This is a genomic window from Kutzneria sp. NPDC051319, assembly GCF_040682195.1.
Lineage (GTDB): Bacteria > Actinomycetota > Actinomycetes > Mycobacteriales > Pseudonocardiaceae > Kutzneria.
Window position 1 is genome coordinate 1 of record NZ_JBFBAM010000136.1, and the last position, 10,773, is coordinate 10,773.

Below are 10,773 nucleotides of genomic sequence, written 5' to 3' on the forward strand. Positions count from 1 at the left end.
TTTTTTTTATATGTGGGGGGGGTGGTTGTTTTGCTCCCTCCCCCCCCCCACCGCTGCGGTGCGGGTACACCGGGTTGAACGCCTCGACGGTCCAGGCGTCGAGCCGACGAGCCGCCTTGCGGGCCTGCCTGCGCAGAACCTTGATCACTTCGTCCCCTTCCGGGTCTTCGTTTTCTCCTTGCACCCAGTATGACGTTCTGGCCTTCTGAATCGTTCCCGAAACTCTCGGTGAGACCGATCACGGGATTCACGTCACACGGGTCGCCGTCGGTCGCTACCGTGCACTCGTGCTCCGCCTCGCCTGCGCCGTCGTCGCGGCCGCCGCCCTGCTCACGGCCTGTTCGCCCACCGTCGACACGACCCGTTCGGTGACCGGGCGAACCACCGTCGCCGGCCAGCCCGCCGGGGATCTGGGGCCGGTCGACCCGGCCTTCGCCGAGGCCGGGCTGCGGGCCGTCGACCCGTGCGCCCTGCTCGACGCCAAGCTGCTCAGCACCGTCGGCACGCTCGGCGCCAAGCCGGCCGGGGACCCGTTCCAGGGCTGCCGTGCCGAGATCACCGTGGGCGGCCAGCAGATGACCGTCACCGTCACGCTCGGCGACATCGTGCCGGAGTGGGACCGCGACGCCCTGTCCCTGGCCGGAATGCGGGTGCTGGAGGCCCGGCAGAGCGGCAGTTGCACGGACAAGGCGGTCACGCAGGGCTCTCCCACGCGGGCCGTCGTGGTCCGGACCGAGGCCAAGGGCGGCGAGCCGTGCGCGGTCGCCCGGCAGGTGCTCAGCGGCGTGATCGCCCGCATCCGCACCGCGCCGCCGAAGATCGCGGCCGGCAGCAGTGTGATGGCCGGCACAGATCCGTGTTCGCTGATCGACCGCGACACCGTGAACAAGATCGTCGGCGATCAGCCGAAGCGGGATTCGGAGTCCCTGTACGACTGCGCGTGGCGGCAGAAGGGGATCACCCTGGAGGTCTACGCCAAGATCGGCGGCGACCCCTCGGTGGCCGGCTTCGACGCCCCGCCCACCCCGGTTGACCTGGGCGGCGTCACCGCCTACCGCAGCGACACCTCCACCTCGTACCCGTCGTGCACGCTGACGTGGTCCGACCGCCCGATGTCCCAGGGGCGCGGCGAGGTCGTGGTGGTCTACGTGGCCAACGGGCAGAAGATCGCCGGCTTCGACCCGTGCGCCCAGGCCGTCGCCGCGGGCAAGATCGTCGCAGCGAATCTGCCCAAATCCTGATTCACCCGCCCGGCGGCACGACACGGCCAGGAGAATGGGTGCTGACGAGTGCGGGTCGCCGTGCGTACTCTTCAGTAACAAGCTGAGTGCCCAATGCCGGGAGGGTCGATGACTCAGACAGCGCCGGAGAGCAGTGCGGTGACCACCTCGGGTGACGGACGGTTCGCCTCACTGGATCCGCGCACCGGAGAGGTCGTCGCCCACCACCCCATCCACAGCCCCAAGCAGGTGGCGGACGCGGTCGCGCAGGCCCGCCGGGCCAGCAACTGGTGGCAGGAACTGGGCTTCGACGGTCGCAAGGAGCGTCTGGACGCCTGGCGGCGGTTGCTGGTCAAACGGGTGGACGAGGCGGCGAGCCTGATCTCCGCCGAGACCGGCAAGCCGGCCGCCGACGCCAAGCTGGAGTTGGTGCTCGTCATCGACCACCTGCACTGGGCGGCCCGCAACGCCGACCGTGTGCTGCGCAAGCGCCGCGTGCCGGCCGGGCTGCTGATGTCCAACCAGGCCGCGACGGTGGAGTACCTGCCGCTCGGTGTCGTCGGCGTGATCGGGCCCTGGAACTACCCGGCGTTCACGCCGATGGGCTCCATCGCCTACGCGCTGGCCGCCGGCAACACCGTGGTGTTCAAGCCGTCCGAGCTGACGCCAGGCGTCGGCACCTGGCTGGCCGACACGTTGGCCGAGGTCGTGCCCGAGCACCCGGTGCTGAGCGTGGTCACCGGCTTCGGCGAGACCGGGGCCGCGCTGTGTCGGTCCGGTGTGGACAAGCTGGCCTTCACCGGCTCGACCGAGACCGGCAAGCGCGTGATGGCCGCCTGCGCCGAGTCGCTGACCCCGGTGCTGGTGGAGTGCGGCGGCAAGGACGCGCTGATCGTCGACTACGACGCCGATGTGCAGCTGGCCGCCGACGCGGCCGTGTGGGGCGGCATGTCCAACGCCGGCCAGACCTGTGTCGGCGTCGAGCGTGTGTACGTGCACGAGGATGTCGCCGACGAGTTCACCGCGGCGGTGAAGAAGCTGGCCGGCAAGGTGCGCCCCGGCGGCGACCCCGGCGCGGACCTCGGGCCGATCACCATGCCGGCCCAGGTCGACATCATCCGCAGCCACGTCCAGGACGCCCTCGACAAGGGCGCCAAGGCCCTGGTCGGCGGGGCGGAGTCGGTGCGGCCGCCGTTCGTGGAGCCGGTCGTGCTGGTCGACGTGCCCGAGGACTCGCTGGCCATCACCGACGAGACCTTCGGGCCGACCATCACCATCAACCGAGTACGGGACGCCGACGAGGCCATCCGGCTGGCCAACGCCGGCCGCTACGGCCTCGGCGGCACCGTGTTCTCCAAGTCCCGCGGCGAGCAGCTGGCCCGGCGGCTCAAGGCCGGCATGGTGTCGATCAACGGCGTCGTGGCGTTCGCCGCCATCCCGTCGCTTCCCTTCGGCGGCATCGGCGACTCCGGCTTCGGCCGCATCCACGGCGAGGACGGCCTGCGCGAGTTCGCCCGCCCCCAGGCCGTCGCCCGCCGCAAGTTCAGGCCCCTGCTCAACCCCATGTCCTTCACCCGCGGCGCCGGCACCGTCCGCCAGCTCCTGGCCATCGTCAAACTCCGCTACGGCCGCAAGTGACCCCAGCTTCATGCAGGGAAGGACGCCTTACCCTCGTTCAACGCGGGTAAGGCGTCCTTCCCTGCATGACGTCAGACCCCCAGGGTGGCGCGGAGGTCGGTGAGGACGGAGTTGGCGGCGAGGACGCCGAGGCCGAGGTACCAGGTCTCGTCGGCGACCTTGCGGGCGTGGCCGGACTTCACGGCGCCCAGCGTCGACCACAGGGGGCCGCCGAGCACGCCGGCCTGGCCGGTCTTGTCGGGGGAGCCGTAGGTGCCCCAGAGGATCCAGTCGGCGTCGGCCTTGCCGATCTGCTCGGGGCTGATCTCCACGGCGAGGTCGTCGGCCTGGCCGGACTCGGTCACCGGCAGCCCGGTGTCGGCCAGCACGGTGCCGACGAAGGACTTCTCGGCGTACAGGCGGATCCGGCCGGGCATGAAGCGCAGCATGGAGATCACCGGCAGCTTGCCCAGCTTGGCCTGCGCGTCCTGGCCCAGCTTCTTGGCCGCCGCGGCGTAGTCGGCCAGCAGCTTGTCGGCCTGGTTCGTCTGGTCCAGGGCGGCGGAGTTGAGCAGGAAGTCGCTCTTCCACGGGTAGCCGGGCCGCTCCGAGAAGACGGTCGGGGCGATCTTGGCCAGCAGCGGGTACTGCTTCTCGGCCCGCAGCTTGGAGCCGAGGATCAGGTCCGGCTTGAGGGCGGCGATGGCCTCCAGGTTGAGCGAGTTCTGCGTGCCTACGTTGGCCGGCGTGCCGGCCCTGTCGCCGATGTAGGACGGCATGTTCGGCGAGCCGTCGGGGAAGGCGACGCCGACCGGCTTCACACCGAGCGCGACCACGTTGTCCAGCTCGCCGGTGTCGAGCACGACGACCCGGGTCGGCTTGTGGTCGAGCGTGGTCTTGCCCAAGGCGTGCGTGATGGTGCGCGGGAACACGCCGGGCAACGCGTCGGTGCCGTACTTGGCCGTACGCGCGCCGGCGTCCTGGAAGCCGGCGCCGCCGACGGCGACCTCGGAACGGCCGTCGGTGGCCGGGGACTGCCCGCAGGCCGTCAGCAGGAGCGCGGCCGCGATCAGCACGGCGATTCCCCGGGGTCTCATGTTAGGTGAGCCTACCCTTGGGAATTCCGCGCTGGCGTGTGATGTGTTCGCGGGGGTAGGAAGGTCGGGCCGGTTGTGTGCCGCGACGAGGGGACACCGCGATGAAGAAGATCATCAACGACCCGTCCACAGTGGTCGATGAGGCCCTCCAGGGCATGGCGTTGGCCCATCCGGACCTGGTGGCGGTGCAACGGGATCCCGCGGTGGTGTGGCGGGCCGACGCGCCGGTGCAGGGCAAGGTGGCGCTGGTTTCCGGCGGTGGAGCCGGGCATGAGCCGATGCACGGCGGCTTTGTCGGCGCGGGCATGTTGGACGCCGCCTGCCCGGGCGCGGTGTTCACGTCGCCGACGCCGGACCAGGTGCAGGCCGCGGTGGAGAAGGTCGACGGCGGCGCGGGGGTGCTGCTGATCGTCAAGAACTACACCGGCGACGTCCTGAACTTCGAGACCGCGGCCGAGCTGCTGGCCATGGACGACGTGGACGTGCGGTCGGTGGTGATCGACGACGACGTGGCGGTGAAGGACTCGCTGTACACCGCCGGTAGACGCGGCGTGGCCGGCACCGTGTTGCTGGAGAAGATCGTCGGTGCGGCGGCTGAGCAGGGTGCGGATCTCGATCGCTGCGAAGCGTTGGCACGCAAGGTGGTGGCCAATGTGCGGTCGCTGGGCCTGGCGCTGACGGCGTGCACGGTGCCCCACGTGGGGCAGCCGAGTTTCGAGCTGGCCGACGACGAGTACGAGCTGGGCATCGGCATCCACGGCGAGCCCGGCCGTGAGCGGCGGACGATGGAGCCGGCGGATGTGTTGGTGCGCAGGCTGATCGAGCCCGTGCTGGAGGATCTGCCGTTCGCCGAGGGCGACAAGGTGTTGTTGTTCACCAACTCCATGGGCGGCACGCCGCTGGTCGAGCTGTACCTGGCCCACGGCATCGCGGAGAAGTTGTTGGCGGAGCGGGGAATCGTGGTCGAGCGGCGACTCGTCGGCCCGTACGTGACAAGTCTGGAGATGCAGGGCATGAGCCTGACGCTGCTGAAGCTGGACGACGAGTTGACCGAGCTGTGGGACGCGCCGGTGCGCACCGTGGCCCTGCGCTGGGGGATGTGACGATGGGCTGCTCGACTGCGGATGTGGCGTCGGCGGTGCGCGCGATGGCGGCGGTGGTCGTGGCCCACCGGGACGAGCTGGTCGACCTCGACCGGGTCATCGGCGACGGCGACCACGGAGAGAACCTCAAGCGGGGATTCGACTTCGTGGTGTCCGCACTGGACACGTCCGAAGTGGACAGTCCGGCCGCGGTGCTGAAGCTGGTGGCCAAGACGTTGATCTCCAAGGTCGGCGGCGCGTCGGGGCCGCTGCTGGGCACGGCCTTCCTGCGCGCGGCCTCGGGGCTGGAGGAGGTCGACGGGGCCTCGGTCGCCGCCGCGCTGCGGGCGGCGCTGGACGGTGTCGTCGCGCGGGGCAAGGCCGAGGTGGGCGACAAGACGATGGTGGACGCCCTACTGCCGGCGGTGGAGGCGGCCGAGGCCGTGAAGGACAGATCGGTGGCCGAGGTGTTGCAGGCCGCGGCATCGGCCGCCGAAACCGGAGCCGAGTCGACGATTCCGTTGGTGGCGCGCAAGGGTCGGGCGTCGTACCTGGGCGAGCGCTCGGCCGGGCATCTCGACCCCGGCGCCCGCTCCACCTCGCTGCTGCTGCGGTCGCTGGCCGACACGGCCTCGGCGAGCGCGTCATGACCGTCGGGCTGGTGATCGTCTCGCACAGCGTCAAGCTGGCCGAGGGCGTGGCCGAGCTGGCCGGCCAGATGGCCCCGGACGTGACGATCAAGGCGGCCGGCGGCATGGACGACGGCTCGATCGGAACCGATTTCGACCGGGTCTGCGCGGCCCTGGAGCAGGCCGACACCGGCGACGGCGCGGTGCTGCTCTACGACCTCGGCAGCGCCCGGATGATCGCCGACCTCGCCGTCGAGTCGCTCGCGAATCCGTTGCTGGCGATGGTGGTCGACGCCCCGGTGGTGGAGGGTGCGGTCGCGGCGGCCGTGGCCGCGCAGGGCGGCGGCGACCTCGCCGGCGTCGCGCGTGCGGCCGGCGAGCGGCCGCCGGAGTTCGGCGCGCAGGCCACGCCGGCCGTCGGCGAATCCATCGAACTGGTGCTGCGCAACGAGGTCGGCCTGCACGCGCGGCCGGCCGCGCTGCTGGTCCGCACGATCGCCAGCCTCAAGGCCGATGTGACCGTCTACCACAACGGGCAGCAGGCCGACGCCCGCAGCGTGCTGGCGCTGATGGGGCTGTCGGCGGTGGGCGGTGACACGATCAAGGTGGTGGCCGACGGGCCCGACGCGGCCGAGGCGCTGCGCCGGATCGGCAAGCTGGTGGAGATCGAGTTCGATGAGTAGTCCGAAACGCACTGAACCGGGCGGGCGGCCGCGGGCGTAGTTGGCGGCGATCGTCTCTGCGAGCACGACCGACCGGCCGGCTCAGTGCTTTTCAGGAAGGACTGCTCATGGTTGCCACTCGGGTGATCGCCGCGGGCGCGGCCGTCGCCGCGTTCACGATCGTCGCGGTTGCGCCGGCCGCGTATGCCGACACCAGCAACAACCGGGACAACAACGACAACAACGCGTCACTGAGGATCGACCCGTCGCAGCGCTCCTACCGGGGCGGCGACAAGATCAAGCTCGACGCCCGCTGCGACTCCAACCGGGCCGACATCGCCATCTCGGCCGCCCTGGACAACGTCAAGGAATGGGTCAGGACGGGCCGCAAGGACTTCAACATCCAGGCCACCGCCCGGGTCCGCGACGACGTGAAGTCGGGCAACTTCGAGATCTCCTTCCGCTGCGGCAACCAGAAGATCTCCGTCATGATCAACGTGGACAACGGCAACCGCGGCGGCGGTGGCAACGGCGGCGGCGGGACCACGACGACCAACACCACGACTTCGACCACTGTGGACACTTCCACCACCATGGTCTACCCCAGCGGCGCGCCCCAGACCGGTGGCCAGGGCCCGTCCGACACCGGTTCCGGGCTGCTGCTGGCCGAGCTCGGCGGCGTGGCGCTGGTCGGCGCCGCGGGCGTCGGCGTCGCGGTGACCCGCCGGCGCAAGCTCGCCGTCCAGCGCGGCTGAGGGCGGGGCATGGAGCCGACACTGCACATCCCCAGGCCGGGCGGCGGATCCAAGCCGCCGTCCGGTCGGCGCACGATGCTGATCGTCGCCGGCGCGCTGGTCGTGGTGGTCGCTGTGGCCGCGTTCGCGCTCGGCCTCGTCCATTCGGCCAAGCCCGAGAACACGGCCCTGACCAGCCCGTCGGTGCCGACCACCAGCCGGCCGGTCGCGGCGGCGCCCACCACTTCCGTGGCGCAGCAGGCGCCCGCGCCGCCGGCCGACAACGGGTCGCGCGCCGGCTTGCCCGTCCGCGTGGACGTGGACGCGATCAACGCCCACTCCTCGTTGGTCCAACTTGGACTGAATGCCGACAAGACCGTCCAGGTGCCGCCGGTCAGCCAGCCGTTGCAGGCCGGCTGGTACAAGTTCGGCGTGCGGCCGGGCGAGGTGGGCAAGGCCGTGATCCTCGGGCACGTGGACGGCGGCGGGCAGCTCGGCATCTTCAACAAGCTCAACCAGCTCAAGGCCGGCGACGCCGTCAAGGTGACCGACCAGAGCGGGCAGGTGCTGAACTTCATGGTGCGCCAGGTTCAGCAGGTGCCCAAGGCCCAGTTCCCGACCCAGGCCGTGTACGGGCCGTCCACCCAGCGCGAGCTGCGGCTGATCACCTGCGGCGGCTCGTTCGACAAGGCCAGCGGCAACTACGTGGACAACATCATCGTCTCCGCTGTCCTGGCCTGACCGTCGTCGGCGCCGGGGCGTGTCGATCCTGGGTGACGCGTTCCCGGCGCCGGCCCCTCGTCTCGGCGAGGTCGGGGGAACTTGCACGATTCGGTGGCGAAGCTCACCCGGTCGAGCGGTCGCGGCGTGGCAGTATCTCCGCCAAGCTCGGATGTTACTGACGCGTAGCAAGCCAGTGACGCCGCTTCGACGAGCGCCGGAGGTCCGCCGTGACGCGCGAAATCACCACCATCGGGATCGTTGGACTGGGCACCATGGGTGCCGGCATCGCGGAGGTGTGCGCGCGGCGCGGGCTACGGGTGGTGGCCGTCGAGGTGGATGAGGCCGCGATCGCCAAGGGGCGCGGGCACATCGAGCACTCCACGTCCCGCGCGGTGTCCGGCGGCAAGCTGGACGAGGCCGGCCGGGTCGATCTGCTGGGCCGGATCTCTTACGGCACAAGCCTTTCCGACCTGGCCGAGGTCGACCTGGTGGTCGAGGCCGTGCCGGAGAACCTGGCGCTGAAGGCCGAGATCTTCGCGCAGCTGGACAAGATCGTGCGGCCGCACGTCATCCTGGCGTCCAACACCTCGTCGCTGTCCATCACCGAGATCAGCGTGCACACCGGCCGGCCCGGCAAGGTGCTGGGGCTGCACTTCTTCAACCCCGCGCCGGTGCTCAAGCTGGTCGAGGTGGTGCGGACCGTCGTCACCGAGCACGACGTGGTCGACGACGCCGTCGCTTTCCTCGGCGGGCTGGGCAAAACCCCCGTGGTGATCGGCGACCGCGCCGGCTTCATCGCCAACGCGCTGCTGTTCGGTTACCTCAACCATGCCGTGCGCATGTACGAGAGCCGTTACGCCACAAGGGAAGACCTCGACGCCGCGATGCGGTACGGCTGCGGCTACCCGATGGGACCGTTGGCGCTGCTGGATCTCATCGGCCTCGACACCGCGTACGAGATCCTCGACACGATGTACCACCAGTCCCGCAACAGGTTGCACGCCCCCGCGCCGATTCTCAAGCAGATGATCACCGCCGGCCTGCTGGGCCGGAAGTCCGGGCGCGGCTTCTACACCTATGAGGCCCCCGACTCGCCCGTGGTGGTCGGCGACGCCGTTTCCGTTGCGGTTGCCGGCACTCCGCGTGAGGTGCGCCGGGTCGGCGTGATCGGCACCGGCACCATGGCCACCGGCATCGTCGAGGTTTTCGCCAAGGCCGGCAACGATGTCGTGCTGCGGGCCCGAGGCGTGGACAAGGCCGAGGCCGCCGTCGCCAAGATCCGCAAGTCCCTCGACAAGGCCGTCGTTCGCGGCAAGCTGGCCGAGGCCGACCGGGACGCCGCGTTGTCCCGCATCCACACCACCGTCGAGTTCGAGGCGCTGGGCGACTGCGACCTGGTCATCGAGGCCGTCGCCGAGGAGCTTTCCGTCAAGCAGGCCGTTTTCGGCGCCCTGGACGAGGTGTGCAAGCCCGGGGCCGTGCTCGCCACCACCACGTCCTCCCTGCCCGTCATCGAATGCGCGGCCGCCACCTCGCGCCCCGGCGATGTCGTCGGGCTGCACTTCTTCAATCCCGCCCAGGTCATGAAGCTCGTGGAGATCGTCTCCACCATCGCCACCGCCCCCGACGTCGTCGCCACCGCGCACGCCGTGTGCAAGTCGCTGCGCAAGGAGCCCGTGCACTGCGGCGACCGGGCCGGCTTCATCGTCAACGCCCTGCTTTTCCCGTACCTCAACGACGCCGTGAAGATGCTTGAGGCCCACTACGCCGAGGCCGACGACATCGACACCGCCATGAAGGTCGGCTGCGGCCTGCCCATGGGCCCCTTCGAGCTCCTCGACGTCGTGGGCCTCGACGTCTCCCTGGCCATCGAGCGCACCCTCTACCTCGAGTTCCGCGAGGCCGGCTTTGCCCCCGCCCCCCTGCTGGAGCACCTCGTCACCGCCGGCCGCCTCGGCCGCAAGACCGGCAAGGGGTTCCGCGACTACACCATGTGACGTCCCGCTACGCTGTGCACGTGACGATCATGCGCCTCCTCGGGTTGCCCCCTCGGATCTGCGACACGATCCAGGCCCGGGCCCGAGCCGCCGGCCAGTCCGTCGAGGACTACGTCCGCGGCCACCTGATCGAGCTGGCGTCACAGCGGACGTCCGACGAGATGCTGAACGAGATCGAGGCCCGGCTGGCCCGACCGCTCTCCGGACTGTCCTCGAACCACGAGGAACAGCCTTATGAGCACAGCAATCAGCGCAGCAGCGCTGAATCAGCGCTACCCTGATGTGGTGGCGACCATCCAGATCCGCGACATCCCGGAAGAGACGTACGAGACGATCCGACTGCGGGCGCGTGCCGCCGGCCAGTCGATCCAGGCGTACATGCGCGACCAGGTGATCGCATTGGCCGCACAGCCGACCAAGAACGAGGTCATTGCCGCGATCCGCGCGGTCCTGGCGCGGGAAGGGCGGCCGACGACGATGGCCGACATCGTGGCGGATGTGGCGGCCGGCCGAGATGACTGACCTTGTTGTCGATGCTTCGGTGTTCGTCTATGCGACCACGGCAACCGGTCCGGTGGCGGACGCGTTGTTGGACCGGCTCGGGGCGGCCATCTGCCATGCGCCGCAACTGGTCGACTACGAAGTGGGGCAAGCGCTCCGCCGGCGCGAGCGGGCCGGCAAGATCACCCCGGAGGCCGCGCTGACCAGCCTCAAAGCGGCACGCCATCTGATCAGTTGCCGATATCCGGCAGCGGGTCCCATCGGCGATGCCGCATGGGAGCTGCGACCAACGATCACTTACTACGACGCGCAATACGTCGCTCTGGCAACGGCACTCAATGCGCCGTTGCTTACCGGTGATGGCCGGCTGAGTCGGGCGCCGGGCCTCACCTGCAAGGTTGAGGTGATCGGACAGCCCTAGCTGTACTGACTCGTGAGGTTAGGAACGCGGCTGGCTGGCGGTAGGCCGTTGAGTGCGGTGTGGCCGCGGTGGTGATTGTAGGTGTGGAGC

Annotated in this window: 12 protein-coding genes; 11 read left to right on the top strand and 1 reads right to left on the bottom strand. The window is 70.1% G+C overall.

All coding sequences use genetic code 11. From position 1 onward, the window contains the following. Nucleotides 1–287 precede the first annotated feature (287 nt). The gene (locus AB0M73_RS48985; protein ID WP_363906963.1) at nt 288–1,241 is read left to right on the top strand and encodes a hypothetical protein; all 954 of its coding nucleotides are present in this window, start codon (nt 288–290) and stop codon (nt 1,239–1,241) included. Between the two features lie 108 nt (nt 1,242–1,349). Continuing rightward, the gene (locus AB0M73_RS48990; RefSeq protein ID WP_363906965.1) at nt 1,350–2,858 is read left to right on the top strand and encodes an aldehyde dehydrogenase family protein; all 1,509 of its coding nucleotides are present in this window, start codon (nt 1,350–1,352) and stop codon (nt 2,856–2,858) included. A gap of 71 nt (nt 2,859–2,929) precedes the next feature. On the opposite strand, the gene AB0M73_RS48995 is transcribed toward AB0M73_RS48990, so the two are convergent. After that, nucleotides 2,930–3,934 carry an iron-siderophore ABC transporter substrate-binding protein gene (locus tag AB0M73_RS48995; protein WP_363906967.1) on the bottom strand — a complete coding sequence of 335 codons (1,005 nt, stop codon included), beginning with the start codon at nt 3,932–3,934 and terminating at the stop codon, nt 2,930–2,932. A gap of 101 nt (nt 3,935–4,035) precedes the next feature. Here AB0M73_RS48995 and dhaK point away from each other — a divergent pair, with 101 nt between their 5' ends. The 9 genes from dhaK to AB0M73_RS49040 all read left to right on the top strand — a co-directional run bounded on the left by dhaK (nt 4,036) and on the right by AB0M73_RS49040 (nt 10,683). Beyond that, nucleotides 4,036–5,037 carry a dihydroxyacetone kinase subunit DhaK gene (gene dhaK, locus AB0M73_RS49000; protein WP_363906969.1) on the top strand — a complete coding sequence of 334 codons (1,002 nt, stop codon included), beginning with the start codon at nt 4,036–4,038 and terminating at the stop codon, nt 5,035–5,037. 2 nt (nt 5,038–5,039) lie between these two features. After that, nucleotides 5,040–5,666 carry a dihydroxyacetone kinase subunit DhaL gene (gene dhaL, locus AB0M73_RS49005; protein WP_363906971.1) on the top strand — a complete coding sequence of 209 codons (627 nt, stop codon included), beginning with the start codon at nt 5,040–5,042 and terminating at the stop codon, nt 5,664–5,666. Then, a complete protein-coding gene (gene dhaM / locus AB0M73_RS49010; RefSeq protein ID WP_363906973.1) occupies nt 5,663–6,328 on the top strand; it encodes a dihydroxyacetone kinase phosphoryl donor subunit DhaM in 666 nt (221 codons plus the stop codon). The genes dhaL and dhaM overlap by 4 nt, the downstream gene beginning before the upstream one ends. Before the next feature lie 107 nt (nt 6,329–6,435). Then, nucleotides 6,436–7,062 carry a hypothetical protein gene (locus AB0M73_RS49015; protein WP_363906975.1) on the top strand — a complete coding sequence of 209 codons (627 nt, stop codon included), beginning with the start codon at nt 6,436–6,438 and terminating at the stop codon, nt 7,060–7,062. Between the two features lie 9 nt (nt 7,063–7,071). Next, nucleotides 7,072–7,782, top strand: a complete 711-nt coding sequence (locus AB0M73_RS49020; RefSeq protein ID WP_363906977.1) for a class F sortase — start codon at nt 7,072–7,074, stop codon at nt 7,780–7,782. 209 nt (nt 7,783–7,991) lie between these two features. Continuing rightward, complete coding sequence (locus tag AB0M73_RS49025) at nt 7,992–9,761, top strand: 3-hydroxybutyryl-CoA dehydrogenase (protein WP_363906979.1); 1,770 nt, start codon at nt 7,992–7,994, stop codon at nt 9,759–9,761. 20 nt (nt 9,762–9,781) lie between these two features. Then, on the top strand, nt 9,782–10,042 hold the full coding sequence (locus tag AB0M73_RS49030; RefSeq protein ID WP_363906981.1) for a hypothetical protein: 261 nt from the start codon (nt 9,782–9,784) through the stop codon (nt 10,040–10,042). A 4-nt stretch (nt 10,043–10,046) separates the two neighbouring features. Further along, complete coding sequence (locus AB0M73_RS49035) at nt 10,047–10,283, top strand: antitoxin (RefSeq protein WP_363906983.1); 237 nt, start codon at nt 10,047–10,049, stop codon at nt 10,281–10,283. Continuing rightward, nucleotides 10,276–10,683 (top strand): type II toxin-antitoxin system VapC family toxin, encoded by a 408-nt coding sequence (locus tag AB0M73_RS49040; RefSeq protein WP_363906985.1) that lies wholly within the window; start codon nt 10,276–10,278, stop codon nt 10,681–10,683. Before AB0M73_RS49035 ends, AB0M73_RS49040 begins: the two co-directional genes overlap by 8 nt. The last annotated feature ends 90 nt before the right edge of the window (nt 10,684–10,773 follow it).

Coding starts and splice junctions, on each gene's coding strand:
- AB0M73_RS48990 (WP_363906965.1), top strand. CDS start 1,350: ATGACTCAGACAGCGCCGGAGAGCAGTGCGGTGACCACCTCGGGTGAC.
- AB0M73_RS48995 (WP_363906967.1), bottom strand. CDS start 3,934: ATGAGACCCCGGGGAATCGCCGTGCTGATCGCGGCCGCGCTCCTGCTG.
- dhaK (WP_363906969.1), top strand. CDS start 4,036: ATGAAGAAGATCATCAACGACCCGTCCACAGTGGTCGATGAGGCCCTC.
- dhaL (WP_363906971.1), top strand. CDS start 5,040: ATGGGCTGCTCGACTGCGGATGTGGCGTCGGCGGTGCGCGCGATGGCG.
- dhaM (WP_363906973.1), top strand. CDS start 5,663: ATGACCGTCGGGCTGGTGATCGTCTCGCACAGCGTCAAGCTGGCCGAG.
- AB0M73_RS49015 (WP_363906975.1), top strand. CDS start 6,436: ATGGTTGCCACTCGGGTGATCGCCGCGGGCGCGGCCGTCGCCGCGTTC.
- AB0M73_RS49020 (WP_363906977.1), top strand. CDS start 7,072: ATGGAGCCGACACTGCACATCCCCAGGCCGGGCGGCGGATCCAAGCCG.
- AB0M73_RS49040 (WP_363906985.1), top strand. CDS start 10,276: ATGACTGACCTTGTTGTCGATGCTTCGGTGTTCGTCTATGCGACCACG.